Source organism: Pseudooceanicola profundus, from assembly GCF_054919315.1.
Map to the genome: position 1 here is coordinate 1,104,661 of NZ_CM142898.1, position 26,905 is coordinate 1,131,565.

General features: G+C 66.8%; 25 protein-coding genes and 1 pseudogene. 9 read left to right on the plus strand and 17 right to left on the minus strand.

Features of this window, described 5'->3' with window-relative positions; translation table 11 throughout:
• Window positions 1-22: 22 nt before the first annotated feature.
• The gene (trpB, locus tag ACX9MO_RS05060; RefSeq protein WP_224819180.1) at window positions 23-1,276 is read left to right on the plus strand and encodes a tryptophan synthase subunit beta; all 1,254 of its coding nucleotides are present in this window, start codon (window positions 23-25) and stop codon (window positions 1,274-1,276) included.
• A 150-nt stretch (window positions 1,277-1,426) separates the two neighbouring features.
• Here trpB and ACX9MO_RS05065 read toward each other — a convergent pair whose 3' ends face one another.
• Window positions 1,427-2,158 (minus strand): hypothetical protein, encoded by a 732-nt coding sequence (locus tag ACX9MO_RS05065; RefSeq protein ID WP_462213741.1) that lies wholly within the window; start codon window positions 2,156-2,158, stop codon window positions 1,427-1,429.
• Between the two features lie 226 nt (window positions 2,159-2,384).
• Between ACX9MO_RS05065 and pth the strand changes: the two genes are divergently transcribed.
• Together pth and ACX9MO_RS05075 are read left to right on the plus strand one after the other, a co-directional pair.
• A complete protein-coding gene (gene pth, locus ACX9MO_RS05070; RefSeq protein WP_462213742.1) occupies window positions 2,385-3,155 on the plus strand; it encodes an aminoacyl-tRNA hydrolase in 771 nt (256 codons plus the stop codon).
• A 170-nt stretch (window positions 3,156-3,325) separates the two neighbouring features.
• Window positions 3,326-3,727, plus strand: a complete 402-nt coding sequence (locus tag ACX9MO_RS05075) for a DUF2237 family protein (RefSeq protein WP_222491610.1) — start codon at window positions 3,326-3,328, stop codon at window positions 3,725-3,727.
• 23 nt (window positions 3,728-3,750) lie between these two features.
• Here ACX9MO_RS05075 and ACX9MO_RS05080 read toward each other — a convergent pair whose 3' ends face one another.
• The gene (locus ACX9MO_RS05080) at window positions 3,751-5,037 is read right to left on the minus strand and encodes an Nramp family divalent metal transporter (RefSeq protein ID WP_462213743.1); all 1,287 of its coding nucleotides are present in this window, start codon (window positions 5,035-5,037) and stop codon (window positions 3,751-3,753) included.
• Between the two features lie 234 nt (window positions 5,038-5,271).
• Here ACX9MO_RS05080 and mntR point away from each other — a divergent pair, with 234 nt between their 5' ends.
• Window positions 5,272-5,736 (plus strand): manganese-binding transcriptional regulator MntR, encoded by a 465-nt coding sequence (gene mntR / locus ACX9MO_RS05085; RefSeq protein WP_462213744.1) that lies wholly within the window; start codon window positions 5,272-5,274, stop codon window positions 5,734-5,736.
• A gap of 274 nt (window positions 5,737-6,010) precedes the next feature.
• Here mntR and ACX9MO_RS05090 read toward each other — a convergent pair whose 3' ends face one another.
• The gene (locus ACX9MO_RS05090; RefSeq protein ID WP_462213745.1) at window positions 6,011-7,393 is read right to left on the minus strand and encodes an ATP-binding protein; all 1,383 of its coding nucleotides are present in this window, start codon (window positions 7,391-7,393) and stop codon (window positions 6,011-6,013) included.
• Window positions 7,390-8,064 (minus strand): response regulator, encoded by a 675-nt coding sequence (locus tag ACX9MO_RS05095; protein ID WP_462213746.1) that lies wholly within the window; start codon window positions 8,062-8,064, stop codon window positions 7,390-7,392. The genes ACX9MO_RS05090 and ACX9MO_RS05095 overlap by 4 nt, the downstream gene beginning before the upstream one ends.
• Window positions 8,065-8,428: 364 nt before the next feature.
• Between ACX9MO_RS05095 and ACX9MO_RS05100 the strand changes: the two genes are divergently transcribed.
• From ACX9MO_RS05100 to ACX9MO_RS05120, 5 genes are all read left to right on the plus strand, one after another.
• A complete protein-coding gene (locus tag ACX9MO_RS05100) occupies window positions 8,429-9,166 on the plus strand; it encodes a L,D-transpeptidase (protein WP_462213747.1) in 738 nt (245 codons plus the stop codon).
• An 11-nt stretch (window positions 9,167-9,177) separates the two neighbouring features.
• Window positions 9,178-9,789: a DsbA family protein gene (locus ACX9MO_RS05105; RefSeq protein ID WP_462213748.1), complete on the plus strand. Its 612-nt coding sequence runs from the start codon at window positions 9,178-9,180 to the stop codon at window positions 9,787-9,789.
• 74 nt (window positions 9,790-9,863) lie between these two features.
• Window positions 9,864-10,415: a L,D-transpeptidase gene (locus ACX9MO_RS05110; RefSeq protein WP_462213749.1), complete on the plus strand. Its 552-nt coding sequence runs from the start codon at window positions 9,864-9,866 to the stop codon at window positions 10,413-10,415.
• A gap of 499 nt (window positions 10,416-10,914) precedes the next feature.
• Window positions 10,915-12,234 (plus strand): amidase, encoded by a 1,320-nt coding sequence (locus ACX9MO_RS05115; RefSeq protein ID WP_462213750.1) that lies wholly within the window; start codon window positions 10,915-10,917, stop codon window positions 12,232-12,234.
• Between the two features lie 440 nt (window positions 12,235-12,674).
• Complete coding sequence (locus tag ACX9MO_RS05120) at window positions 12,675-14,702, plus strand: calcium-binding protein (protein ID WP_462213751.1); 2,028 nt, start codon at window positions 12,675-12,677, stop codon at window positions 14,700-14,702.
• A gap of 9 nt (window positions 14,703-14,711) precedes the next feature.
• Here ACX9MO_RS05120 and ACX9MO_RS05125 read toward each other — a convergent pair whose 3' ends face one another.
• The 13 genes and pseudogenes from ACX9MO_RS05125 to ACX9MO_RS05185 all read right to left on the minus strand — a co-directional run bounded on the left by ACX9MO_RS05125 (window position 14,712) and on the right by ACX9MO_RS05185 (window position 26,867).
• Entirely contained in the window at window positions 14,712-14,906 is a 195-nt protein-coding gene (locus tag ACX9MO_RS05125) for a hypothetical protein (protein ID WP_462213752.1), read from the minus strand.
• A 62-nt stretch (window positions 14,907-14,968) separates the two neighbouring features.
• Window positions 14,969-16,423: a BspA family leucine-rich repeat surface protein gene (locus ACX9MO_RS05130; RefSeq protein WP_462213753.1), complete on the minus strand. Its 1,455-nt coding sequence runs from the start codon at window positions 16,421-16,423 to the stop codon at window positions 14,969-14,971.
• Window positions 16,424-16,621: 198 nt separating this feature from the next.
• A pseudogene (locus ACX9MO_RS05135) lies at window positions 16,622-16,753 on the minus strand (IS5/IS1182 family transposase); the annotation flags it as partial.
• A 114-nt stretch (window positions 16,754-16,867) separates the two neighbouring features.
• Window positions 16,868-17,068 carry a hypothetical protein gene (locus ACX9MO_RS05140; RefSeq protein ID WP_462213754.1) on the minus strand — a complete coding sequence of 67 codons (201 nt, stop codon included), beginning with the start codon at window positions 17,066-17,068 and terminating at the stop codon, window positions 16,868-16,870.
• A gap of 147 nt (window positions 17,069-17,215) precedes the next feature.
• Window positions 17,216-17,398 carry a Pam3-gp28 family putative phage holin gene (locus tag ACX9MO_RS05145; RefSeq protein WP_462212473.1) on the minus strand — a complete coding sequence of 61 codons (183 nt, stop codon included), beginning with the start codon at window positions 17,396-17,398 and terminating at the stop codon, window positions 17,216-17,218.
• Window positions 17,395-17,997 (minus strand): glycoside hydrolase family 19 protein, encoded by a 603-nt coding sequence (locus ACX9MO_RS05150; protein ID WP_462213755.1) that lies wholly within the window; start codon window positions 17,995-17,997, stop codon window positions 17,395-17,397. The genes ACX9MO_RS05145 and ACX9MO_RS05150 overlap by 4 nt, the downstream gene beginning before the upstream one ends.
• 648 nt (window positions 17,998-18,645) lie before the next feature.
• On the minus strand, window positions 18,646-19,263 hold the full coding sequence (locus ACX9MO_RS05155; protein ID WP_462213756.1) for a hypothetical protein: 618 nt from the start codon (window positions 19,261-19,263) through the stop codon (window positions 18,646-18,648).
• An 11-nt stretch (window positions 19,264-19,274) separates the two neighbouring features.
• Window positions 19,275-19,625: a DUF1353 domain-containing protein gene (locus ACX9MO_RS05160; protein WP_462213757.1), complete on the minus strand. Its 351-nt coding sequence runs from the start codon at window positions 19,623-19,625 to the stop codon at window positions 19,275-19,277.
• Complete coding sequence (locus ACX9MO_RS05165) at window positions 19,622-20,032, minus strand: DUF4376 domain-containing protein (RefSeq protein ID WP_462213758.1); 411 nt, start codon at window positions 20,030-20,032, stop codon at window positions 19,622-19,624. The genes ACX9MO_RS05160 and ACX9MO_RS05165 overlap by 4 nt, the downstream gene beginning before the upstream one ends.
• The gene (locus tag ACX9MO_RS05170; RefSeq protein ID WP_462213759.1) at window positions 20,029-20,346 is read right to left on the minus strand and encodes a hypothetical protein; all 318 of its coding nucleotides are present in this window, start codon (window positions 20,344-20,346) and stop codon (window positions 20,029-20,031) included. Before ACX9MO_RS05170 ends, ACX9MO_RS05165 begins: the two co-directional genes overlap by 4 nt.
• An 11-nt stretch (window positions 20,347-20,357) precedes the next feature.
• Entirely contained in the window at window positions 20,358-20,879 is a 522-nt protein-coding gene (locus tag ACX9MO_RS05175) for a hypothetical protein (RefSeq protein ID WP_462213760.1), read from the minus strand.
• A 4-nt stretch (window positions 20,880-20,883) separates the two neighbouring features.
• A complete protein-coding gene (locus tag ACX9MO_RS05180; RefSeq protein WP_462213761.1) occupies window positions 20,884-21,354 on the minus strand; it encodes a hypothetical protein in 471 nt (156 codons plus the stop codon).
• On the minus strand, window positions 21,354-26,867 hold the full coding sequence (locus ACX9MO_RS05185) for a hypothetical protein (protein WP_462213762.1): 5,514 nt from the start codon (window positions 26,865-26,867) through the stop codon (window positions 21,354-21,356). Before ACX9MO_RS05185 ends, ACX9MO_RS05180 begins: the two co-directional genes overlap by 1 nt.
• Window positions 26,868-26,905: the final 38 nt, after the last annotated feature.

A 26,905-nucleotide genomic window follows, 5' to 3' on the forward strand; every position in this document is an offset into this window, starting at 1 on the left:
AGACCACGAGAGGGGGTGCGCGATGGCGAACGATCAACCCAATTCCTTCATGACCGGCCCGGACGAGAACGGCCGCTTCGGCCTCTTCGGCGGACGTTTCGTCTCCGAGACGCTGATGCCGCTGATCCTCGACCTCGAGGCCGAGTACGAGAAGGCCAAGACCGACGCGACCTTCTGGGCCGAGATGGACGACCTGTGGAAACACTACGTCGGCCGGCCCAGCCCGCTCTACTACGCCTCGCGCCTGACCGAACGTCTGGGCGGCGCCAAGATCTACTTCAAGCGCGACGAGCTGAACCACACCGGCGCGCACAAGATCAACAACGTGCTGGGCCAGATCATCCTCGCCCGCCGCATGGGCAAGACCCGGATCATCGCGGAAACCGGTGCCGGCCAGCACGGCGTGGCCACCGCCACCGTCTGCGCCAAGTTCGGCCTGAAGTGCGTCGTCTACATGGGCGCCCATGACGTCCAGCGTCAGGCGCCCAACGTCTTCCGCATGCGCCTGCTGGGCGCCGAGGTGATCCCCGTCACCTCCGGCCGTGGCACGCTGAAAGACGCCATGAACGACGCGCTGCGCGACTGGGTCACCAACGTGCGCGACACCTTCTACTGCATCGGCACCGTGGCCGGCCCGCACCCCTACCCGGCGATGGTGCGTGACTTCCAGTCGATCATCGGCAAGGAAGTCCGCTGGCAGCTGCCCGAGCAGGAAGGCGAAGGCCGCCTGCCCGACACGATCATCGCGGCCATCGGCGGCGGCTCGAACGCCATGGGCCTCTTCTACCCCTTCCTCGACGACCCTTCGGTGAACATCATAGGCGTCGAAGCCGGCGGCAAGGGCGTGGACGAGAAGATGGAGCACTGCGCCTCGCTCACCGGCGGGCGGCCCGGCGTGCTGCATGGCAACCGGACCTACCTGCTGCAGGACGACGACGGCCAGATCCTCGAAGGCTTCTCGATCTCCGCGGGCCTCGACTACCCGGGCATCGGCCCGGAGCACGCCTGGCTGCATGACATCGGGCGTGCGGAATACGTCTCGGTCACCGACAAGGAGGCGCTCGCCGCCTTCCAGCTGAGCTGCGAGACCGAGGGCATCATTCCCGCGCTGGAGCCCTGCCACGCGCTTGCCCATGTGACCAAGATCGCGCCCGATCTGCCCAAGGACCACATCATCGTCATGAACATGTGTGGCCGGGGCGACAAGGACATCTTCACCGTGGCCAAGTACCTCGGCTTCGACATGGGCGACACGGAAGGCCGCCAGGCCGACTGAAGCCCGCCCGACCGCATCCTGCCACAGGCAGACAGAGCAACGCCCGGTCCTCGGACCGGGCGTTTCGCGTTTCACGGGGTCTCGTGTCAGGTTTCGCGTGTCGGGTTTCGCGTGCCAGGGCTTTCGCGCCGGGAGACCGCGACCGGCGCGTCAGGCGTAGCCGAGACGCTTCGTCATCTCGCTCACAGGCAGGCTGATCCCGCCCGCGCTCGCCTTCAGCCGGTCGAGGATCACTTCGCGTTCCGGCGCGCCGAGGGCCTCGAGCTGGCTCCTGCTGCGATGCGAGGCGAGGCGTTTCTCCTCGCCTTCGAAATGCGGGATCGCGCAATCGGCGGGCACCTCGAAGGCCGCGCGGAAGGCCGCCTCCTCACTCAGAAGGTCCTCCATCCGCAGCACCTCCGCCCCGGTCTGCAGCCCCATCAGGTTGAAGCCGCAGACATGCTGCAGCGCAAAGGCATAGAGCACGTTGGGCAGGCTGGCCGCGATCTGCGCCCCCTGAAGCGGCGCGAGGCTGACCTTCAGCGCGCCGAGGAAACCGGGCGCATCGCCGTCCAGCACCTTCTTGGCGATCCAAGCATAGCAGCTTTCGATCTGGGCCTGCGGATCGCGCACCAGAAGCCGATAGGTGATCCCCTCGCCCACGCAGGCCGCCTGCATCGCCTTCGGCGGGAAGTTGGTATGAACGGCAACCGGGTGTCGACCGGCCGCGGCGGCGGCGGCCATGCTGCGGGTAAAGGCCGCCGGAGATTGGCCATCCGGGCCGATGGGGGCCTTGGTCTCGAAATTCTGGGATCCGTGCGAGACGTCGAAGCCCGGAAGCTCCGACAGGATACCGCAAATGGTATGAGTGGCCGCAAAGCCGATCGAATCCGCAACGATCACAGTGTCGTCCTTTGCCTCGAGATCACCGGCGGTCTGAGCCGCCCTCCCCCCAGAATGGGGAGTACGGAGGCCTCTTGGAAAGACGGCCCCGACATTTTTGCCGCCGGTGGGGCAAATGGGACTCACCCCACCCCGGACGCAGGGCATCCGAAGGCGCCACGGCATTTGCCACCACGCCCCCGGCGGTTTACATCCCCTCCTGACATTCCTTTAAGACGGGGGCGAGATGCAGCTCTTCGTGGGGCTCGGCAATCCGGGCGCGAAATATGCGGGCAACCGCCACAACATCGGTTTCATGGCGCTGGACCAGATCGCGTCGGACCATGGGTTCAGCCCGTGGCGCGCGCGCTTTCAGGGCGAGATCTGCGAGGGCACCCTCGACGGCGAGAAGGTGCTGCTGCTCAAACCGACCACCTTCATGAACCTCTCGGGCCAGTCGGTGGGCGAGGCGATGCGCTTCTACAAGCTCACCCCGGCCGATGTGACCGTCTTCCACGACGAACTCGACCTTGCCCCCGGCAAGGTGCGGGTCAAGCAGGGCGGCGGCCACGCGGGCCACAACGGGCTGCGCTCGATCCACCAGCATATCGGGGCGGAGTATCCCCGCGTGCGCCTCGGGATCGGGCATCCGGGCCACAAGGACCGGGTCGCGGGCTACGTGCTGTCGGATTTCGCCAAGCAGGAACAGGGCTGGCTGGACGACGTGCTGCGCGGCATCTCGGACGGGGCGGGCGCGCTGGCGAAGGGCGACGGGGCCAAGTTCCTGAACGCCGTGGCCCTGCGCGTGGCCCCGCCGCGCTCCTCCGGCGGCAGCAAGCCCGCGGCGGCCAAGCCTCGGGATAGTGGACCCGCCGGGACATCGGCGCAGGCAAGCGCATCCCGGGCCGAGGCCCCATCCTCGACGTCGGCCTCTCCTGCGGCGAAGTCGGCCCCCAAGCCCGAGAGCCCCGAGGACACCCGCAGCGCGCTGCAGCGGCTCGCCGACAAGTTCAAGTAACGCCGTCACGGACCGGCCGGGAGCGGTCAGCGCCGGCGGTTCCCCCTGTGCCGCCCGCCGGGCGCGCGCCGCGACAGGCCCCGCCCCGGCGTCCGGACCAGCCGCCTCTCGCCGCAGCGCCGCATTCGTGCTACCCTTCCGACAGCCACGCGCCATGCAGGAGAGATGTCATGATCCGACAGGATCTTCCGGTCAACGTGCTCGGAGGGCCGCTGGAAAGCTGCTCCTTCGATCCGCTCACCGGCTACTTCCGCGATGGCGCCTGCAACACCTGCACCGAGGACACCGGCAGCCACACGGTCTGCGCCATCATGACGGCGGAGTTCCTCGCCTATTCCAAGTACGTCGGCAACGACCTCTCGACCCCGCGCCCCGAGTTCGGCTTCGAGGGGCTGCGCCCGGGGGATCGCTGGTGCCTCTGTGCCGCGCGCTTCCTGCAGGCCCATGACGAGGGCTGCGCCCCGCAGGTCAGCCTTGCCTCCACCCACCGCCGCGCGCTCGACGTGGTGCCGCTGCGCGTCCTGCAGGAACACGCCCTGCCAGCGCCGGGCAGCCGCAGCGCGGGCGACTGACCTGCCTCGGGCCGCCCTCCGGGTCAGTCGGCGAGGAACGGGATCGGCAGGCCGAAGGTCTGCGCCAGCAGGACGAAGTTGAGGCCGAGGACCACGACCGCCCCCACCAGCGCGAGGGCGCGGATCAGCGGCCCGGCCACGAAATCCCCCATGATGTCCCGGCGCGAGATGAAGACGATCAGCGCGATCATCGGCACCGGCAGCGCGATGGACAGCACCACCTGCGACATCACCAGCGCGTCCGTCGCGTTGTAGCCAAGCGCCACCACCGCGAAGGCCGGGGCCATGGTCACCAGCCGGCGCAGCCAGATCGGCACCCGCACATGCAGGAAGCCCTGCATGATCATCTGGCCCGCCATGGTCCCCACGACCGAGCTCGACACGCCCGAGGTGATCAGCGAGACGAGGAAGACCGCCGCCGCCGCGGAGCCGAGCAGCGGCGTCAGCAGGTGATAGGCGGTCTCGATCTCGGCCACCTCGTTGTGGCCCTGATGGAAGGCCGAGGCCGCCATCATCACCATCGCCATGTTCACCATGCCCGCGACGGCCAGCGCCACCACCACCTCGACGTTGGAGAAGTGCAGCACCCGGCACCGGTCCGCGTCGTCGCGCACCACGGCGCGGGACTGGGTCAGGCCGGAGTGCAGGTAGACCGCGTGGGGCATGACCGTGGCCCCGATGATCCCCACCGCGATGGTCAGCGCCTTGGCATCCGGCATCTGCGGGGTGGTCAGCCCCACCGCCGCCGCACCCCAGTCGATCGGGGCGAGGAACACCTCCACGAGGTAGCACAGGCTGATGATCCCGATCATCGCGCCGATGATCAGTTCCATCGGGCGGAAGCCCTGACGCTCGAAGATGAGGATGCCGTAGGTCACGATGGCCGTCACGACCATGCCCCAGAAGAGCGGGATGCCGAAGAGCAGCGCAAGGCCGATCGCCCCGCCGAGGAATTCCGCGAGGTCCGTCGCCATGGCGGCCACCTCGCTCACCGCCCACATCACCCAGACCACCGGGCGCGGGAAGTGATCGCGCGACATCTCGGCCAGGTTCTTGCCGGTGACGATGCCCAGCCGGGCCGAGAGCGACTGGAACAGCATCGCGATCAGGTTCGCCAGCAGCACGACCCAGAGCAGCAGGTAGCCATAGCCCGCCCCGGCCTGGATGTTCGTGGCGTAGTTGCCCGGGTCCACGTAGGCGATCGAGGCGATCACCGCCGGCCCCGCGAAGAGCAGCCTGCCAAGGAGGCCGCGCCGCTCGCCCGCCAGCACAGCGGCCATCCCCTGCCGGGTTCGTTCTGTGGAGTTCATGGTCCTGCGCCCGCCTGCTGGCCTCTTTGCGTTCAAGAGCCAGATATAGCCTCGGCTACACTCTTGGCAACGCGGCATACCATGCAGGACCGCCCGCTGCGCCCGCGCTGCCTCCGGGATAGGCAAAGAGGCCTGACCCGGCGCCACGTATGCCTTGGGCTATATTGTTTTCCCGTGCTTCCCTATGCTAGCGAAGGAGCCCATCGTGCGACAGGGACCGGGAGGGGAAGCACCATGACAGAGCAGGACGACAGCACCGGCAGCCCGGCCACCCCCGGCTGCGAGGCCAGCGCCGCCTCGGCGCAGGCGGACCGCTTTGCCCGCGCGCGCGAGGCACAGGCCCGTGCCGTGCTGGAGGATTACGTCGAGATGATCGGTGACCTGATCGCAGCCCACGGCGAGGCGCGGGTCGCGGATCTCGCACAGCGCATGGGCGTGGCGCAGCCTACCGCCACCAAGGCCGTCGCGCGGCTGAAACGGGCGGGGTTGGCCACCTCGCGGCCCTATCGCGGGATCTTCCTCACCGAGGACGGCGCCGCCCTGGCAGAGGCCGTCCGCGCCCGACACCGCACCGTGGTCGACCTGCTGCTGGCCCTCGGCGTGCCGCCCGAAACCGCCGAGATCGACGCCGAGGGGATCGAACATCACGTCTCGGACCGGACCCTCGAAGCCTTCGCCGCCTTCCTCGCAGGCCGCTGACGCCACCGGGCCGCAGGCGGCCCTCCGGGGCGCGCTTGCGGTGTCATGGCAGGTGTCCCTGCGACCCCGCCGGGCCAGACGTCCCTGATGCCGCGGGCCGGGCCCGAGACCTGCGCCCAGAACCTGCGCCCGTGTCCCGGGTCCGTATCCCGGGTCCGGCGTTCTCCGGCGTCTCGTGCGGCGCCCCGCCACCAGACCTTTCAGCCTCGGTCCCCGCACCAGCCCCCATGCCGTGCTCCCTCACGCGCTGCGCATCCGCTCTGGCGGCGATCCCTCACGTCCCGCGCATCTCTCCCAGCACCAGAGACACCCGCTGGCCGGGCCCGCCCGGGTCCAGCCGCAGCGTGCCGTTCAGCCGCTCCATGGCGCTTGCCACGATGGAAAGCCCCAGCCCGCTGCCGCCCGGCGCGCCGCCCGCGCCGCGCACGAAGCGGTCGGTGGCCCGGTCGCGCAGCGCCTCGGGGATGCCCGGCCCGCTGTCCTGCACCGTGATCTCGCCACCGCCCGGATGCCCCGACCAAAGGATCACCACCGCCCCGCCCTCGGGCGAGGCCAGCACCGCGTTTTCCACGACGTTGCGCAGGGCGGTCGCCAACAGGAAGCCATTCGTCAGCCACTCCCGCTGCTCGCTGCCCTCCACCGGGCCCTCGCAGCGCAGGGTCACACCGCGCCGCGCCGCCAGCGGCTGCAGATCCGTCAGCGTCGCCGCGATCAGGGCCGCCGGATTGCAGGGCGCCGCCACGATCTCGGCCCGCTCCACCTCCGCGAGGTCCAGCAGTTGCCGCACCATGCGATCGGTCCGCGCCACCGAGGTCTCGATCGCCGCGAGCGCGGCATCGCGCGTGGCCACGTCCGGGGCCATCCGCGCCACCTGCGCCTGCGTCCGCAGCCCCGCCAGCGGCGTCTTCAGCTCATGGGCGGCATAGGTGGTGAAATCGCGCTCCACGTCGCGCGCCGCCGAGAGCCGGTCAAAGAGCCCGTCCAGCGCCTCGCGCACCGGCCGCACCTCACGCGGGAGGGGGCCGGAGGGCAGCGGGCTCAGGTCCGCCGGACTGCGCTGCGCCAGCGCGGCGGCCAGCCGCTCCAGCGGCGCGAGACCCCGGGCGACGCTGAGCCAGATCAGGCCGCCCAGCAGGGGCAGCAGGATCAGCGCCGGCAGCACCAGCCCCTCGATCACGTCATGCACGAGGCCATCGCGCACCGCCATGCTGTCGCCCACCATGATCCGCAGGCCAAGGTCGGCGTTCACCACCGAGAAGACCCGCCACGGCTCCCCGTCGACGACGGAGTCGGACCAGCCCTCGGTGTCGCCCGTGCTCAGCTGTCCGTCGGGTGCGCCATCCGACTGGCCCACCAGCTGCCCGTCGAGGGACCAGATCTGGCACGACAGCTGGCGCGAATAGCCCTCGCCGAAGCGAAAGGGATGCGGCAGCGGGATCGCCCCGCCATCGGCAGCGGCCAGTTCCACCCGGTGATCCGAAACCAGCGAGGACACCATCCGCGCCGCCTCCGCCAGCCGGGCGTCCAGCACCCGTTCCACCTGCGCGCGGGTCGATGTCTCGATCCAGAGCACCGCCGAGAGCCAGACCACCGCAGTCGCCAGCACGAGAAGCAGGAAGACCCGCAACCGCAGCGACATGGTGCGAAAGCCGCTCACGTGGCCGCCCCGTCCTGCCGTGGCACCCGGTAGCCGAGCCCGCGCACCGTCTCGATGAAACCGCGCCCCAGCTTGGCGCGCAGCTTGTGGATATGGACCTCGACCGCGTTGCTCTCGATCTCTTCCTGCCAGCCATAGAGACGCTCTTCCAAAACCGGCTTGGACATGATCGTGCCGGGGTGTTCGATCAGCGCCCAGAGCAGGGCAAACTCCCGCCGGGAGAAGCGCAGCTCGGCCCCGTGCATCCGCCCGGTCAGCGTGGCGGGATCGACGCTCAGCCCGTTGCACTGTCGCTCGGCCCGGGGCTGGCCGCCCCGCCGTCGCAGCATCGCGCGCAGCCGCGCGGCCAGTTCCTCGAGATCGAAGGGCTTGCCGAGGTAGTCGTCCGCCCCGAGGTCGAGCCCCCGCACCCGGTCGCGGACCTGATCGCGGGCGCTCAGCAGCAGGACCGGCAGGGTGGAGCCCGCGCGCCGCATCTCCTCCAGCAGGGTCAGGCCGGTGCCGTCGGGCAGCATGATGTCGAGGACCAGCGCATCGAAGGCCGTCGCCTCCAGCGCGGCCCGGGCATCGGCGAGGGTTTCCACCGGATCGGCGGTGAAGCCGCTCAGCCGCAGCCCGACGGAAATCCCGTCCGCCAGTATCGCGTCATCCTCGACCACCAGAATCCGCATGTCTTCCCCGCTTGCGCGCCCAAATGTCCTCGGCCCACAGGAGCCGGCGAACCTTAAGACTGACTTAAGCTTTCCCGTCCAGCACGTCGATCATGATGAAATTGCGCGTTTCCGTGACCGCTCGTGAGGGCGAGGAGTCACATTCAAGCCACAGATTCGGATCACGGACTCGCGCGCGCAGGGTTGAGACCCTTGCCTCTGCCCGGATCCGGCTAGATTTCCAGAAGTCCCGCCGGCGCCCTCGCGCCTCCTGGGGCAGCCTGTCGCCCGCCGCATGGCCTGACGGACGGCTGGCACCCCGTCCGCAAGGGCGGGCCATCCGCGCCGCCCTCAGGCGGACCGACCCAGATTTTGGAGGCACCGCATGACGAACCCCCTCGTCCGTAAATCCCTGGCCCTGCTGGCCCTTCCCGTCGTTCTCGCCCTTGCGGCCTGCGGCGCGCCGAATGTGCCCTCGGAAAACGTCCCGACGGTGGCGCCGCCCAGCGCGGAAACGCTGGCGATGTACAGCGAGGTCCTCGACGGCGAGAAGGTCGTGCCGGCCGTGCCTGCCAAGTATCTCACGGGCGAGAACCCGCGCCAGCGCGTCTACTACTACGCGCCCTACCCCGTGGGCACGCTCGTGGTCGATACCGGGGACCAGCATCTCTACGAACTGCTCGGTGACAATCAGGCGATGCGCTATGCCGTGGCCGTGGGCGAGGCAGGCCGCGCCTTCGCCGGCGAGGCCACCATCGCCTACCAGCGCGACTGGCCGACCTGGACGCCGACCCGCAACATGCTGCGCCGTGAGCCCGAGAAGTACGAGCCCTACCGCGCAGGGATGGAAGGCGGGCTGGACAACCCGCTCGGCGCGCGGGCGCTCTATCTCTACAAGAACGGCCGCGACACGCTCTACCGCATCCACGGCACGCCCTACCCGTGGTCCGTCGGCCATGCGGTCTCCTCCGGCTGCATCCGGCTCTTCAACCAGGACGCCATGTACCTGGCCGAGCGGGTGGACAACGGCACCAAGGTGATCGTGCTGACCGCCGACGAGATCGGCAAGTGGACCCGGCCCGCCGGTGAGCCGATCCCTGTTCAGATGCAAGGCCAGATGTGAGGACCACACCCGTGACATCGACCCGCAGGCAATTCCTGTCCCTCACCGGCGCGGCGGCTTCGACCGTCGTGCTGGCCCCTCTTGCCGCCCATGCGCAGACCCCGACGGTGGAGGAAGTGCTGCGCGATCCCGATGCGCCGGTGATGGGCAACCCGCAGGGCGATGTCACCCTTGTCGAGTATTTCGACTACCAGTGCGGCTACTGCAAATCCATGCACCCGCTGGTGCGGGACGTGGTGGAGGCGGATGGCAACGTCCGCCTCGTGATGAAGGACTGGCCGATCTTCGGCCGCGGCTCCCAGCGGGCAGCGGAACTGGCGCTCGGCACGGTCGCCCTCGGCCGGTACCCGGCGGCGGTGGATGCGCTCATGGCCACGCGCGGGCGGCTCAATGACGCCTCGATCAAGGCGGCCCTGAAGGACATCGTCCCCGTAGAGGACGCGAACAACTCCTTCTACGCCGAGCGCCGCAAATGGGAGCGCCTGCTCAGCCGCAATGACCAGCAGGCCACCGCTCTCGGCTTCCGGGGCACACCGTCCTTCGTGATCGGGCAGGTGCTCTACCCCGGGGCGATCGACCGCGATACGCTGCTTTCCGCCATCCGGGCCGCGCGCGCGGCCTGAGCCGCACCCCTTAAGGCTGGGTTAAGGCAGGGCTGGTGAGCAGGCTGCACAGAACGAATCCGAAAGGAGCCCTCATGAGCAGCCCCCTCTCCCGCCGCGCCGCCCTGACAGGCGGCCTCGCCGCCGCAGGCACCCTCGCCCTGCCCGGCGTCCTGCGCGCCGAGTCGCGCCGGAACATCTCCAGCTTCGCAGCGCAGGACTGGCGCGATCACTTCGATGATCTGGGCAAGTCGACCATCGTGGCCGATACCGTCTCGCGCGCGCTGCACTACTGGAACGCCGATGGCAGCGACTACCGGGTCTACCCGACCTCGGTTCCGATCTCGGACGAGCTGACCAAGCGCGGCTATACCTCCATCGTGCGCAAGAAGGTCGGCCCCTCCTGGACGCCCACCGCCTCGCAGATGGAACGCTTCCCGGACTGGAAGCCGATCCCCCCGGGGCCGGAAAACCCGCTTGGCACCCACGCGATGTACCTGAGCTGGCCTGCCTACATCATCCACGGCACCCATGACACGCGCAAGATCGGCCGCCGGTCCTCGGATGGCTGCATCGGGCTCTACAACGAGATGATCGCGCAGCTCTTCGAGATCTGTCCCATCGGCACGCAGGTCCGGGTGATCTGACCCATCCCCTCGGCGCTCGCCCAGATCGGGCCTGGACCACGCGAGGGGCGGCACCAACGGGCCGCCCCGTCGCTTTTCTGGCCTCCCGTCTTACGGTTCCTTTTGTCCAGGTCCCGCCCTCCAGCTGCCCCGGGCGAAACCGCTCCGCACCGTCAAACCGCTGCACCCCCGGCGACCTCACGGGCCGACAGGGTGACAACCGCCTCGCCCCGCCCTTGGGGTCCGGCCGGACCGCCACGCAAGGCACCTCGACCAAGGCCCTTCCGGGCGTGGAGCGCCACCGCGGACGACAGGCCGCCTCCCGAGCGCCTGAAAAACCATCATCCCGCACCGCAGGACCGCTGAAACAGCGCGAGACGCGGGATCTTTCCCGATCTGCTCCTATACACCGGCAACGGGCGCCTCCGGTACAGGCCCAAGCACGGGCCCAAGCACGGGCCGATGTACGGGCCGATGCACAGGCCGGTACGCGGCGCCCGGCCCCTGAAAGGAAGCGCCCATGACCACCGAAACCGCCCCCGCGCCCACGACTGAAGCCACGCCGCTCGACCGGCTGAAGGCCTGCCTTGCCCGGATCGACGCCGACGAGGGCCGCATCCGCGCCTTCACCGCCATCGCCCGGGAGGAGGCCCTGCGCGCCGCCGAGGCCTCCAGCGCCCGCTGGGCCGCCGGGGCGCCTCTTTCCCCGGTGGATGGCATGATCGTCGTGGCCAAGGACATCGTCGAGACCCATGACATGCCCACCGGCGAGGGCTCCCCGATCTGGACCGGGCGCCACACCGGGCGCGATGCCGCCGCCATCATGGCGCTGCGCGCCGCCGGGGCCGTGATCCTCGGCAAGGTGACCACCACGGAATTCGCCGCCACCGAACCCTTCCACGAGACCACCAACCCCCACGATCCCGCCCGCACGCCCGGCGGCTCCTCCTCGGGCTCCGGCGCGGCGGTCGCCGCGGGCTTCGCAGATGTGGCGCTCGGCTCGCAGGTGGTGGGATCGACCCTGCGCCCGGCCAGCTACTGCGGCGTGGTGGGCTACAAGCCCAGCGTCGGCGGGCTGAACCGCTGCGGCACCTTCGACCACTTCAGCCAGAGCTGCATGGGCGTCTTCGCGACCACCCTCGCGCAGGCCTGGGCCACGGCGCGGGCGATCTCCTCGCGCGCGGGCGGCGATCCCGGCCACGTGGGCGTGACCGGCCCCGACACGCTGCCCCCCGCGCAGGCCCCCGCCCGCCTGGGCGTGCTCCTGCCCGAGGGCTGGGACAAGGTCGGCCCCGAAGCGCGCGCGGCCTTCCAGGCGGCGCTCGACAGGCTGAGCGCAGCGGGCTGCACGATCCTGACGCCCGACACCGACGCCGCCCTTGCGGCCTTCACGACCTCCATCGCCGTCGCCCTGCCGCTCAGCAAGCGGATCAACACCCGCGAAGGCGCCTGGCCCGCGGCGGATTATGCCACCCGCCACGCCGACCAGATGAGCGAGACCATCCGCGACCGTGCCCTCTGGGCCGTGCCCGCGCGGCAGGACAGCTATGCCGAGGATATCGCGCAGCGGGCCGCCATCCGGGCCGAGCATGAGCGCCTCATGGGCGATTTCGACGCGCTGATCACGCTGGCCGCCACCGGCCCTGCCCCGGTCGGGCTGAGCTGGACCGGCGATCCCTCCATGAACGTGCCCGCCTCGCTTCTCGGCGCCCCGGCGCTGAGCCTGCCCCTGTTGCAGGCGGAGGGGCTGCCCCTTGGCCTGCAACTGATCGGCACGCGCGACGCCGATGCCGGGCTCTTCGCCGTGGCAGGCTGGGTCGAAACCGCGCTGCGCGGATGAGCGACCGGGCCGGCGCCAGGCTGTGCCGGCCCATTCTCGCAGAGGGGATCATGGGCCACGCAAGTGCGCCTGCGCCCCAGGCTGCCAGACAGCGGGCTGCAGACGATATCACTACTGCGGAGATGGCGACCCCTGAAGGTGTGCACGAAGTAAGCGATTTCAGTCAGTTATGGACGACCCGCGCACAAAGGGTCCGCATTGAGTTTCAACGATAAATTTTCAGGCGTGCACAAAGCTTCTCACCTCACCCGCTGCACCGCCGCCGTCAGGTCATCCGTCGCGCGGCGCCTGACCTCAACACGGGCCTTGAGGGCGCCGGAACCTTCTGCCTCTCTGTGACATCCTGACTGCATGAGGCAGATCATATCCGAGCCAGCCGCGCCCCGGTATGCTGGCCTGAGATGATTATGAGTGACCGATGTGTGCAATAGGAGGCAGGTATGTCAGGTTCAATAAAAGGGTGGAGCTTCGTCCACATCGCAAGCGGTCCGCTCACGGGCCGCCATTGGGTCGGTCCGGCGCGGCTGACCTTCGAAGGCGGCACCGGCGCACCCGAGTTGATCATCGGCGACGACACCGTGACCCTTGCGCGACCCGGGGCGCAAATCACCTACAGCAGTATCGGTGTCTACGACCGCCCCACCGCCACCACGGCACAGGACAGCCTGACGCTCGAAGGGCGTGAGGCTGATGTGATCGCCCTGCGTTGGGGGGAGGCGTTCAGCCAACTGACCTATCTGCTGCGCCATTGGACGGTTTTGGGCGACAGCCCCTATACGAGCGTGGCGCAAAACTATTTCTACCTGGACGGCGACATGATCGAGCAGAGCGATCTGGCCGACTTTCCGGCCAACGAGGTGCAGGGCCTCATCGACATCAGCCAGATCATTCCCTCCGAGCGTTTCGTGCCCGGCACCACGATCGCGCTTGAAAGCCTCGCAGGTTATCTTGACGCCGACTTGGTGCCCGTGGCGACGGAGGGCAATGATCTTGCGCAATTGGTGCCCCTGATGGCGCCCTTCGATGCCCTTGGCGGAGATGACACCGTCATCGGCAGTGCTTCGGACGACAGTGCCGCAGGTGGAGCCGGCAACGACAGCCTTGCCGGACGCGACGGGAATGACACGCTCTCGGGCGGCATCGGTGATGACAGCCTTTTCGGCGAGACCGGCGACGACAGTCTCAGCGGCGGCGATGGCGACGACCTGTTGAGCGGCGGGGCAGGCAATGACGTCCTGTCCGAGCTCGGCTCTCAGCTGGGGCAAATCCTGCCCGCGTCGGGGAATGACACCCTGCTCGGCGGGGACGGAAACGATGTGATCAGCCTTGGCGCCGGGTCCGACAGCGTGGACGGCGAGGCCGGGGATGACACGATATCGGTCGACTTCGACGGCGACGGCGGTACGACGGATGACCATACGCTGCGGGGCGGCGACGGCGACGACCAGTTCTTGCTTTACAGGGGTGGTGGCGTGGCCATGGGAGGCGCCGGGAACGATCACTTCACCTTGGATGGCGGCACCTACCGGATCGACGGCGGCGAAGGCATGGACACGCTGCGCGCGGCGCAGGCCGATCTCTCGGTCAGCCCGCTTGAGGGAGATGTCGCGATCGAGGGCATCGAGCACCTCGTGGGGTTCCGCACGGTCAGCAACCAACTGACCGGTGATGCCAATGCAAACGCGATCACCGGCGGCAACAATTCGGATACGCTGATAGGAAACGACGGCGATGATACGCTGGGCGGAGCCGGCGGCAGGGACAGCATGCTGGGCGGGGCGGGAGACGACCGGATGGACGGCGGCATCTCGAGTGACACCCTGCGTGGCGGCGACGGAGCGGATCATCTCGAAGGCAGCTATCAGGCCGACGTTCTGGACGGCGGCGCGGGCAACGACGCGATCTATGGCGGGCTCGCAACCGGGGTGCCGCACCCGGATCTTTCCGATACGATCTACGCCGGCGCGGGGAATGATTTCATCTACGCGGGTTACGGCAACGACCTCGTCTATGGCGGGGCGGACCACGACACGCTCGATGGTCATGACGGGGCCGACACGCTGGTCGGGGAGGCTGGCGATGACGTGATCTCAGGCGGCGCGCTTGGGGATGTTCTCGCCGGCGGCGCAGGCGATGACTTCCTGAACGGTGGTTTCGGCCACGACCGGCTGCACGGGGGCGCGGGGGCGGACCGGTTCTTCCACGCGGGTGAGCCCGGCCATGGCACCGACTGGGTGCAAGACTACGATGCGGCCGCCGACGACATTCTTGTGCTGGCCCCAACAGCAGTGCTCTCCGACTACCAGGTAAACTTCGCCGAGACCCCCGGGGCCGGTCAGGCCGACGTAGCCGAAGCCTTCGTCATCTTCCGCCCGACGGGTCAGGTCCTCTGGGCCCTGGTGGATGGTGGCGCGCAGGACAGCATCATGCTCAACATTGCAGGAACAGAACTCGATCTGCTTGCTTGAGTTTGCTTATCAGATCGAGAGACGGCCCGCCGGTGCATCTGGCGGGCCTTCATCGTTTGCTGAGGCCCAGAGCCAGGCGGGATCAATTGGCCCATGCTGCGGCTGGCGGCTCACCCGGCCAACCGTCCAGCGGTTGCGTAGGACGGTCCAGCCATCAGGCGCGGCGCTGCCGCCGATCACGGTTGAGATGCGGGTCCAGGTCATACCGCCGAGATAGCGTGGCGAGCCGTGGTGCAATCCTCAGCGACACCGATCAGGCGCGCGGATCACAGAATATCAAAGTTTTCGCCGCCCGCCTGCACGATGACCTGCCCCTGCACCGCGCCGTCCACCAGCGCCCAAAGCAGGCTCCCGCTCGGCAGGTGGGTGACGAAGATTTCATCCACAGCGGCGCCCCCCGCGTTCGCCGTGTTCGCCTGCTGCACGAGGAAATCCTCGGCCACTGCCGCACCGCCGCCGAACATCAGGACATCGCCCTCCTCGGCGGCATAATCCTGCACCCAGTCGGTGCCATGGCCCTCCGCCCCAAGGTGGAAGAATCGATCCGCACCCGCCCCACCGTTCAGGCGATCAAAACCAAAGCCGCCGTTGATGAAGTCATCACTAGAACCGGCAAAAATCACATCACTCAACGCCGAACCGCTGAGAACATCGTCATCCGATCCGCCAATTAACGTGTCTGCTCCGAACCCGCCCAGCAATGTGTCGTTGCCCTCGTCACCGCGTAGTTCATCGTTGCCATAGCCACCATCAACCGAGTCATTTCCGGCACCGGCATAAACAACGTCGCGCAAGTCTGCTTCGCCTGCGCCGCCAAAAATGAAATCATCGCCATTGCCGCCAATGAGAGTATCAAGCCCGCCCCCGCCGTTAAGCGTATCAATACCTTCTGAGCCTGAGAGGCGATCATTCATCGCGCTGCCCGTCAGCAGATCATCGCCTGCAAGCCCATCAGTCACAACGCGATAGAGGCTTTCTGAACCATCAATCGTGTCATGAGCATCGCTGCCCGCAAAGGCATAAGTCACCCCGCTGACCGTCCAGTTGTATTGGGTCGTCAGGTTATCCACCGCATCCCAGTTGGAATAGGTCAGCCCCTCAGCGCCCAGTGTCAGGTCGCTTTGGATTTGAGCCTCATCGGCGCCAAGCTGAGACCAACCGGCCAGCGTGGCATCGAAATTGGCCATACTCATGCCGGAATTGTCGAACATCCATCTCGCATCATCGATGGACGAAATGTCCCATGCGCCCAAGTTTTGGTCAAAGGAAGAGGCACCTTGAAACATACCAACGACACCACTGACATTGCTCATGTCCCAACTACTAAGGTCTTGATTGAAGGATGAAGCGCCTTTGAACATATTAGCCATTTGTGTGGCACTATCTAGGCTCCACCCGCCTATGTCTTGATTAAACTGCAAGGCGTTGGCAAACATGCCAATGAAATTTGAAACGTCACCGGTGTCCCATCCTCCGATTTCTTGATTGAAGCTGGTTGCACTGGAAAACATGAGCTCCATTGTGGCAGCGGCACTCGTATCCCACCCCCCAATGTCCAGATTCATCGGGTTTATGAAACCGGGCTGGGCTGCGAAGGTCTGTCGCATGTTGGTTACAGCACTCGTATCCCAGTCAACGATCACCTCGGGGATCGTGACGGGGAAAGTCCCCTCACCTACGTAAAAATATCGAACCAGATTGGCAGATGGCGCTGTGATCATTTTAGAATCTCAACCTAAATCAACAACACAATGAACCTCTGAGAGCAAATAAATAGAAATCTGCATCTCTTTTTGACTGGATAATCGCAAAGCCTCAAAGAAACAACCTATCATAGTCTTAGGTTCTGGACCCATTGAGTTTCAGAGCCAGTAGATGACCACTGCAGCGAGAGCGATGGCAGAGAAGAACGGTTTGGGTCATCTGTCGTATCTGGTTGCCACACGCCTCCAGTCCTTGAGCCTTCCGAACATGATCTCGATACGGTTGCCCCGTTTGTAGTGGCGCTTGTCGTATTGGATCGGGGACTTGCGTTGCTTTCGGCCAGGGACAAACGCCCACCCCATGGCCTGCAGGCCTGGCAGCCCCGCTGCCACCAGTCGAGATCCCTTCCCCGGTAGTCTGAAACGGGGAAGGCCCGCCTCGGTCTCCCGGGCGGGCCTGCATCATTCGTTGCAGCCGCGGGCCAGTTTCCCCAGCAGCGCGGCCCCCGTGGCGGCAGACCTCGGCCCGCCATCCTCGATCAGCGCACGGGCATGCTCGCGCCTATCATCCACCGTCCCCGAGCACAGGGCAGGGATCGAGACCTGCGGCTTCACACAGCCGGAGGCGGACAGCAGCAGCATCAGACAGATCAGCGTCTTCATCGTTCATCCTTTCCGTGGTGGTGATGAAGTCCTGCAAGGCCTCGACCGTGGCCGCCCGGCGCGAGTTGTGCGCTCCGAGCCAATAGACGACGGCCAGAAGCGCGACCACCGTCAGCGCGGACGCCAGGACAACTAGGGCCCGGGCGGTCACGCTTTCTTCTCCGGAGCCGTGACGCTGAGGTAGAAGCCGAGCGCGGCCATGAAGGCACCGACGCCTGCCTGCCAATAGGCGTCCGACGTGATGCCATGCGCGGCGAGCAGCGGCCCCAGCGACGTCAGCAGGTGACGCAGAGCGCCCTGCACCTGTGGCTTGCGGATGATTTCGATCATGCCTTTCCCTTTCCGATGATGATGGCGATAGCGCCCAGCAGAGCAGCGAAGAGCGCCGCCAGTGGGTTACGTGAGGTCTTGGCTGCGGGCGGGGTGACTTGCGCCCCCTGCCCCCATTTCTCGGCCACGAGCGCGGTCTGGTACTTCACCGCGAGGTCAGCGATCTCCGCCGCCCGATCGGTGCCATTCACGACCCGACGCGCTCCCTTGAGGTCGATGTACCCCTCGCGCACGTAGTCGGTGAGCTTCTTCCCGGTGAACCACCCCCCCATGCAGCCGAGCACGAGGATCTCTGCGGCGATGTCCGGCTCCATCACCACGTCCGGATTGCTGGTCAGGTCGCGGCCCAGTTCACGCCCGGCCCGAACGTAGTTTTCCCGCCAGGTCAGCTGGACGAAGCCGCGCCCGTACCAGGGGTAGTAACGAAGGTTGCGTTCCCGCCACTCCTCCGAGAGCCAGTAGGCCTCGCGCACCGGCTCCATGGTGTGAGCGGTCTCCCAGCGGGCCGTCGCCAAGATATAGGCCGCCTGCGGCAGCGTGAGGCCGTGCACCGCGCACGCCTCAAGGATCAGGCGCGTGCGCCCGAGGTTCAGGTCCATGGCATGGTCCCTTCATTTTGAGGATTATGTCAGTCGTGCTAAGGTTGTTTCCGAGCGTGGAGCACGGTCGACGCGCATCACACCGCACGGCCGGTCCTGTTTTCGCATTTCCGGGATAGCTTCGCGCTCACCTGTGGACGCCACAAAATAGCCACCTTCCATGACGCAAGGGAAACGTAGACCGTGCAGTGTCCGTCGCGCACGCTCGACATTGAGCGCGGCGCGGGCTGGCGAATGCCACCATGGTCATAGCGACCCACCGCGGACCATGTAGTGACAGCACACCCTTGGCCGGTCGAAGTCGCGCTCACACCGCCAGTTCACGGGAATACGGGATTCGCTAGACTCGAAGTCAGCATTGCGTCACCCTGAAGTTCGAGCGCGGATCGAGGCGCATAACGACTGGTGCCTACATCCCACCAGGTCCAGTCCAGCGACCCCATCGCGATCCCGGATGCGCCACACCGCGCTCAACCACGCTTCAGAAAGCCGCTCTCCGCCTACCGCGACGTTCGGTCGTGCGCCCAAAAGCTTCGTCTGGTAATCAACTTATTGAGCGCGGGGCCCCGATCACCGACAGAGGGCCGTGATTTCGGCTTCTCTTGCACCCACTCACGGTGATCACCCGCATATGCAGCAGCCCCGCGCTCACCCCGGCAGCAGCTGATACGGCACCACGTCGGTCCGATCGGGCACGCGCTTCCCGCCGCACTCGTAGTCCAGGACCAGGTAGAGCTCGATGCGCCCCGGGAAGAGATCGGCCGGCGGCGCGATCTCGATGCGGAGCTTCTCGAAGCTGTCCCCGATCTGGCGGCGCACTCCGCCCTTGATCATGCGCGAACCTGCGAGAGGCACATTGCGCACGTCGCTGAAGAGCGGCGTCCAGTCGACGAGGCGGCAGTCCTTGCCGAGCCGGGTCCGGGCCACCGTCAACCAGAGCACCACTGGGTCGCCAGACTTCACCGGCTCCTCGACGTAGGAGAGCCCCTGCGGCTGCCTGATCACCCGATCCTCGCCCGTCGCGCGGCGCACGTCCTGAGACAGCACCTCGACCTGCGCCACCAGCCTCTGGACCGCGCCCTCCGTCGCGAGCCGCTCGAAGCCCAGCTCCTCGCGCACCGTGGCGACGATCCAGTCCCGGTTCATCATGTAGAGCCCAGCCAACATGACCAGCATGAGCGGCGTGACCACGGTCACAATCCAGAAGAGATCACGCAGCAGTCCGATCACCGTGCGGGTGCGCGGCAGCAAGTCTTCCTTGGTCACAGGGACCTCCGTCAGTTGTAGTGGTAGAGCGAGACGGCCAGCCACATGATCAGTCGCCGCCAGACGGTCACGCCGTCCGCCTTCAACGCGTTGTGGAACACAGCACCGGCGCTGAGCCGGTCCCATCCCTCCTCGAGGAGCCAGTCGTGGAGGGCAGCCGCCTTGAGATATTCGGGCGCGTTTGGATCGAAGAGCCAGCACCAGAGGCGCGGGATCGTCACGTCGAACTGGAAGCCCCACGGCACCATGACAGCGCATTCGCTGTCGAGCTTGCCGACATGCCAGACGAGCGGCTCTGTGGTCAGATATAGGCCCCGCCCGATGGGGAGACACCAGCTCTTCGCGCCGGTGTACTGGCTCATCCAGGCCACCGGCTGTCAGCTGCGAAGTCCTCGGGGATCGCACCCCCGTCGACCATCGTCCAGCTTGCCGCCATTACGGCCTCGACCCAGGCCACACCGGCGGACGCCAGCTCGATCGCCTGCGTCGCGGTCAGCTGGTGGATCGTGTTCGCGTCATCGCGGAAGGTCAGCGTATCGGTCGAGGCCGAGGCCTGCAGCGCCATTGCCTTCTGCATGATCCCCAGCATCACTGTCTGATCGAAGGGCCGGCCGCGCACCGGCACCGCCCCGAAGGACAGCCCCAGCGTCGTGCCGGCCTCGAGCCGGCGCTCGCGCTCCGCGTAGAGCGCGGCCTTGCGACCGGCCTGCACCTCTGCCGCCTTGTCCTCAGCGGTAACGACCCGCGAATAGTCGATGTTTTCGGTCATGCCTGGGGCTCCTCTTCATCATAGGCGGGCAGCGCGACGGGCCCATCCGGCGCATCGGTCACGGGCTCAGGGAAGCGCGTTGCCTCCGGCGCGTTCGGGCCATGCGGCAGGGTCAGCGGCACAGTCAGCACCCCCTCCCCATCGCGGGTGACATCACCTGCGACCCACGGGCTCGAAATCGCATCACGGGGCAACGTGGCGCCGTTGGGCAGAGCTGTGAAGTCGAAGGTCTCGCCGTTCAGCGTCAGAGCGTCACCGCTCTTGGATGCGGTGAGAGCGGGCAGCCCGGCAACAGGGGAAAACGTGATGTTCATTGCGCAGCTCCTCAGGCCCAGCGACCGATCGCAAAGAAGCGGACCGGCACTGCGGTCTGCGTGTTCAGGTGGGACATGACGTAGCAGGCGGCAGTCGTGGAACCTGCTTGGGTCGCAGGCCAGCAGTTGACGTTGCTCAGGCTCGCGCAGACGTTCAGCGAGGTGGTCATCGAAGTAAAAGTGGCCGGGTAAGTCCACGAGATGCTAGACGAGTCCCGATAGACATTCCCGGCAGCAGTGGCGATGGACCCAGATGTGAACGTCGGCGAGAAGCAGATCATCGTCCCATCGGCGAACTTCACGTACTCACCATTTGCGTTACTGCCGCGCTCGAAAATTGCGCCAGTCGGAACACCGCCCGACAGCGAGACGGTACCGAGGATCAGCCCAATGAAGTCGGCTGCCGTAATGGCTTCCAACTCATTGATATGCGTCCCGGTGAGCCAGGCAAAAAGCGCGAGCGCCCGCTCATTGAACGTCGCCGGGTCATTGAGGCTCGGGAGGGTCGGCGCGTTGGTAAAATCCAATGCCATCAGGTCAGTCCTTCGATTTCGAGTTGCACGATCGAAACCCCGTTAGCCCGCAGGGGGATTTCGTAGTCTTGGAAGAGGCCAAAGGTGATCGCGCCGTGGCTTTGCACGAGGGTATCGGCGGCGAAGTAGACGGCAGGCGTGTCACGCAGAAGGCGATCCCGGTAATCAGGCTCGCTGCAGTGATCTCATAGGTGATGGTGCCCGCATTCTCGGCCTGATCGGACAGCCTCAGGTCGAAGGCCTTCCACTTGTTCGTGGCGCTGACCTCGATCCACCATGTCCCATCATCCGTGGTTGGATCGTACCCGAGGTTGGACCCGGAAACGCTCTCGTAAACCTTGTGGGTGGAGAGCACGATCACGCGGTCTTCTGCGCTGTAGGTCGTGCTGACGTCCCATTCGTCGTGATCGTCCTCTGTCAGGTTCGTGTCCGTCAGGAGACTTTCCGTCACCGTGATCGGGGAAATGATCCGCATCAGATGCTCTCCACTTGCAGGGCCGTGCCGTCGTCCGGGTTACGCACAGGCGTGCCGAGCTGGTCTGCTTTCTCTGCCAGCTTGCGCAGCTTGGTGGTGTTCCGGTTGCTCCCAAGGCCGAGCTGGCGTTGTTCGTCGCGGAAGGCGCGTAGCTCAGCAAGAAGCTCGTGCTGCAGCTGGCTGTCGCCATTCAGCAGGTTACGGGTCTGCGGGGCGCTGTAGTACCGCGCCGCCCCGACCGCTTCGAGCTCTGGCCCGTTCTCCCCCACAATCCGCAGCCCCCCGGCGTGGAAGCCACCAGCGGCATAGGCAGGGACAGCCCCCATGGCGCGGATCTGCTCGCGCAGGTTCGCCGCAGCAGTGTAGATGGCGGTCGGCTGCCCGATCAGCGCATTCAGCTGATCCTGCAGGCCACCTGTCCCCCAGAAGGCCTGCCGGAACGTCGCGAGGTCGGAGTTCGCGCCGTAGTCAACGTGAGTGGCGAGGTAAGAGATCCACTTGTCGTCTATGACCTTGAGCGTGGCGTCTTGGTTCCCGTTGCGCAGATCAACGCCCGTCGCGGCCTCGAGCGCCCTGATCTGCCCCATGATCGAGGAAGCCCGGGCCGCCACTGAGGACTGCTGCGCCACCTTGTCGGACAACTGCTGCTGCAGCGCGGCCAGCGTGGCGTCCCGCTCCCGCGAGGCCATGTCTGCCAGGATCGCGGCCCGCAACTCCCCGAGCGCAGAGCGCAGGGTAGCGATCGGCGTCGTGATGCTGGTTTGCATGGACCGCTCGAACCAGACCGAGAAGTCGCGGGACGGGTCAAAGACGACACCACCGCCGATGGTCACGGTGCCGGTGGTGGTGTTCTGGATCATATCCAGCAGCGTCAGTCCACGACCGGACACCCGCGACAGGTCAACCGCACCGTTGACAGTGCGAGCGATCCGCGCGGCACCGGCAGTGATGTTCTGCAGGAAGGTCGCTCCGGTCCCGGAGATCCCGCCTGCATTCACGGCTGCCGAGATCCCGCGGTAAACAGAACCAGTGCCAGCAAACAGCTGCCGCAGGTAAGCCTCGCCAAACCCATTCAGCGAGGAGAAATTCTGTCCCGCCCGAACCGTCCGGGTGACATATCCACCGCCAGCGAAGAGCTGCCCCAGGTAGGCTTCACCAAATCCGTTGAGAGCCGAGAAGTTCTGCCCGGCGCGAACCGTCCGCGTGATGGAGCCGTTACCCTGATAGAGTTGGTTCAGATAGCCGAAGGCCCATGCACCGACATACCTGGCGTCCACCGATGCGCGCAGATACCGGTTGGCGTAGCCGTTGCCTGCCGCAAGTTGCTCCAGATAGCGGGCGCTATAGCCTTGCACGTCGGAGATGTTCACCCGTCCCCAGAGGCCGCGAGTGGTATAGCCATAACCGGCTGCGAGTTGCTCCAGATAGCGCGCGCTGTACCCCCTGACGTCAGAGATGTTTACCCGGCCCCAGATGCCACGCGTCGTGTAACCGCCACCCTCCGTCAGCTGGTCGAGGTAGGCCGCGGCCTCACCGTTGATCCGGGTCAGGTCTGCAGAAGCCCTGATATAGCGGTTGGTGTAGCCGTTGCCGGCGAAGAGTTGCTCCAGATAGAGCGCGCCCCAATCGCTTAGGAACGCCTCGCTGGTCGCGGCGCGAATGTACCGGTTCGTGAAGCCATTGCCCGCGAAGATCTGGTTGAGGTAACTCGATGCCCAATGGCCGACATATGTGCCATCGACCGCGGCGCGGATGATGCGCGCGATCGAACCTGTGCCCTGGAAGAGCTGGTTCAGGTAGCGCCAGCCATAATCCGACACCGACCCGAACTGCAGCCCGCCCTGAATGGCCCGCCAGGTCGAGCCCGCGCCCTGCGCCAGCTGGTTCAGGTAGGTGTAGCCCAGCGAGGTGACGCCGCTCATCAGGATGTTGGCCACGACGCTGCGCCAGACCGAGCCATCGCCCGAGGCCAGCTCCGCGATGAAGGTCCGCCCGAGCCCCCCGATCATGCGGGTGTCGAGGTAGCCGTTCACCGACCGCGCCACGGCCCCATCCCCGCGCTGCAGCTGGTCCAGGAACATGACGTCGAAGGTGGTGATTCCCAGCGGGTTCACCAACGCGGTGATCGCGTGCAGCACGGTGATGCTGTCGGAGAGCAGCAGCTCGCGCTCGGCATCGCTCACGCTGTCGGCAAAGGCGAGGCCAACGGTGATCCCGCGCAGCGCCTCGGTGTTGGCGTCGAGCAGCAGCTGCGCGATCTCGGGCGAGGTGGCCTCGGACAGGATGCCCAGCACGTTGACCACGTAGCCGCCCTGTTGATCCAGCAGCACGCGCCGGATCTCCGGATCGAGGTCTTGCACGAAGGCCGCCTCGACCGTGAGGGCGAAGAGGCCGGCATCCTCCATGATGATCGAGCGGACCTCGGGCACCGCCTGCAGCGCCGCCTGGATGGTCACGGCGTAGGCGCCGAGATTGCCGAGCGCGAGCTTGATCGCGGCCCGGTCGGCGTCGGAGGCCAGCGCCACGTTGACCACGCGGGACAGCTCCGAGGAGCCCGCGAGCGCCACGCGCATCTCGTCAGCGGAAAGATCGGAGGTCGCAACGAGGCTGACCGTGCGGGTCAGGGTCGTCACGTCGTCCAGCGCCAGCCGCATGATGTCGTCAGGCAGCTCCTCGCCCAGCACGAAGTCGATGGTCTTCATGTGCTCGGAGGCGGCGTTCACCGCAAGCCAGCGCAGATCCGGGGTGAGCCCTTGAGTGACCACCGCGAACTGGATCTCGGACTGGATGCCGGAGGTGGCGGCGTAGAGCAGCCGCGCGACATCTTCCGGCACGTCCGCCGTGGGGATCAGCTCGATGTTGGCCTGCAGCTGCGCCATGAGGTCCGCATAGGAGAAGTCCTGCAGGTCCTCGATCGCCGTTTGCAGCGCGGTCAGCGTGTCCTCGAAGCACTGCAGGTCCTCCTCGTCGAGGGTCTCGGTCGATTGCAGGTAAGTGTTCAGCTCGTTCAGGACATCAAGCTGCTGCTGGGAGAGCGTCACGATAGCGTCCTCAGCCGAACCTTGAAGCTCCGACACCCCGGCCAGCATGTTGGCCTGCGACAGGACGGCGGCCTCCGCCCGGCGGTACTCCATCAGAGTGCCCGCTTGCGCCCGGGCAGCCGCCAGGTAGTCGCCAGAGATTGCGGTGAAGTCCTCCGCCGCCCCACGATCCCCGCCGAGCGCGCCCTGATAGGCCGTCTCCAGCGCCGATTGGAGCGCCTGCAGGCGTGCCGCGCCCCCGAAGCTGCTGTTCGATGCACCGGTGATGTCGAGGATCAGGTCGCGCAGGCTGTCGGCCACGCGATACCATGCGGTCGCCGCCTGCTCCGCCGCCCGGGCGGTCGATGTGACGTCGCTGATCATCTCGCCCACGATCCCGGTCGTGGTGCCCACCAGCGAGGAAATCACCTCCGTGAAGCTCTGCGCCGCCGGGAGGATCTGATCCATGGTTCCGGACATCTGCAGGAGGACGGCGTATAGCTCCTGCCCGCTGGAGGTGGTCAAATCGAGGCTCTCCACCAGATCGCGGTAGGCCGCGCGAGAGGCAGGAAGGGCAATACCGAACTCCGCCAGCGCCTCGGTGGCCTGACGGGTGTAGACCGCGACCCGCTCCGCCTCCGAGTAGAAGGCCGTGAAGTAGGTGCTGGCCGCCGTGTTGAAGGCATCGGTGCCACCAAAGAGCTGCACCAGAGAGGAGGCCAGATCGGCCCCCGCAATCGAGACCTCGAACATGCTGTGGCCCAGCGTGTCGAAGACCGCCGCCGTGGCCGTCAGGTGCTCGGAGAGCCGCGACAGGGCCTCCGAGGAGGTCTCGCCAGCCATGATCACGTCATGCCCCGCCAGCACCAGGTCCGCCATCTCGTCGGCCATGCCGGACAGGGCCTCCTGCACCGCCGCCGCGATCTCGTCGTCCTCGAGGTCCTTCGTGGAGATGATCAGCTGCGTGGCGAAGTCATCGAAGACCGAGGAGGCCACGCCGATGGCGCCCGCCGCGGCAACGACGCCCTCCTGCACCTGCTGCACAGCCAGCAGAACCGGGTCGGCCACCTCTGCATCGGCAGGCGAGTAGCTGTACTTCTTCGACGAGATCAGCCCGAAGAGCGCCGTTTTCTTCACGTATTTGAAGGTCTCAACGAGGCCGTCCATCCCGTCGATCGTCACGCGCAGGCCCGCGTCCAGCAGCTTGGTCTTGCCGAAGAGCCCGGTGATCAGGGGAATGGCCAACGCCAGCGGACCGGCGATCGCGCCGATGGCCGCCGCGAAGGCACCGAGGCTGGCCGTCGCGCCCCCGACCACGGCGCTGAGATAGGTGGCCGCGGACCCAAGGCCGCCCCCTGCCCCGAAGAGCGAGGTCACGAGACCGGAGGCGCCGGAGAGGAAGCTGCTGCCGATCCCGAGCGCGCTGCCGAGGAACCCGCCGCCACCGAAGGCGCCCCCGCCCCCGGCCACGCCGCCGGACGTGCTGAGGGTGCCGGACACGCCGGGCGTGCCCGCCGTGCCCATGTTGATGAGGATCTTGTTGCGCGCGGCGGTCGAGATCATCTCGCTGATCATCGACTTGAAACCGCCGAGGATGCTGTCCATGAAGCCGTCGAAGTCGCGGGCGCCATCGAGCAGGAAGTCCCCAAAGGCGTCGGAGATGCTGCCGATCCCGGAGACTACCGAGCGCGCACCTTCCTCCTCCATCTCGGCAGCGGTCTTCACCGCGTCCTTCAGCACCTGGTCGAAGCTCTTCACGCTCTTGGCCGCGTCCTTCAGGCCCTTGGAGGCCGCGCCCGCGCCATCGCCCACCCCCTGCAGGGAGGTGTTCAGCCGATCCGCGGCACTGGCTCCATCCTCTGTGGTCTCCTGGGTCTTGGCCACCGCATCGCGAAGCGCCTGCACGGACTCGAGCGGCGCCGAGAAGGCCTTGGCGGCAGCCTCTGCATCGGCCTTCGCCGCGCCTGCGGCATCTTCTGCCGCCGTCTGGATCGCCGCGAGCGATTGCGTGATCTCGGCAGAGGCGCCCTGCAGGTTGGTCCCGAAGAGGCTGTTGAGGCCATCTGCCACCGTCCACGTCAGGTCAATCCACGCGCCGACCATCGCATTGAGGCCGCCAACGAAGACCGCCTTGGCGTTGTAGATCATGGTCTTGATCGACTGGTAGACGAAGTCGGCCCCGTTCCCGATCCGCTCCCAGACCTCGACCGCCACGTCCTTCACCAGTCCCAGCGCCGTGCCGAAGCCGCCGGTGGCGCTGACCAGCCGCCCGAACTGGTAGATCAGTTCCCCGGCGCCCACGACCACGATGCCGATCCCGGTGGAGATGATCGCCCCGCGCAGCGTGCGCAGCGCCGCCGCCATCCCCTTGATGCTGAGACTTGCAAGGGCCGCCTTGGTCGAGGTCGCCCCGAGCGCCAGTTCGAGCGCCACCGCCTGCCGCACGGCAGCTGCCGCCGCAGCCACGAAGGTGGTGCCCAGCGAGATCGCCAACGGCGCACCAAGCCATCCCGGATGAGCAGTTCGCCAAC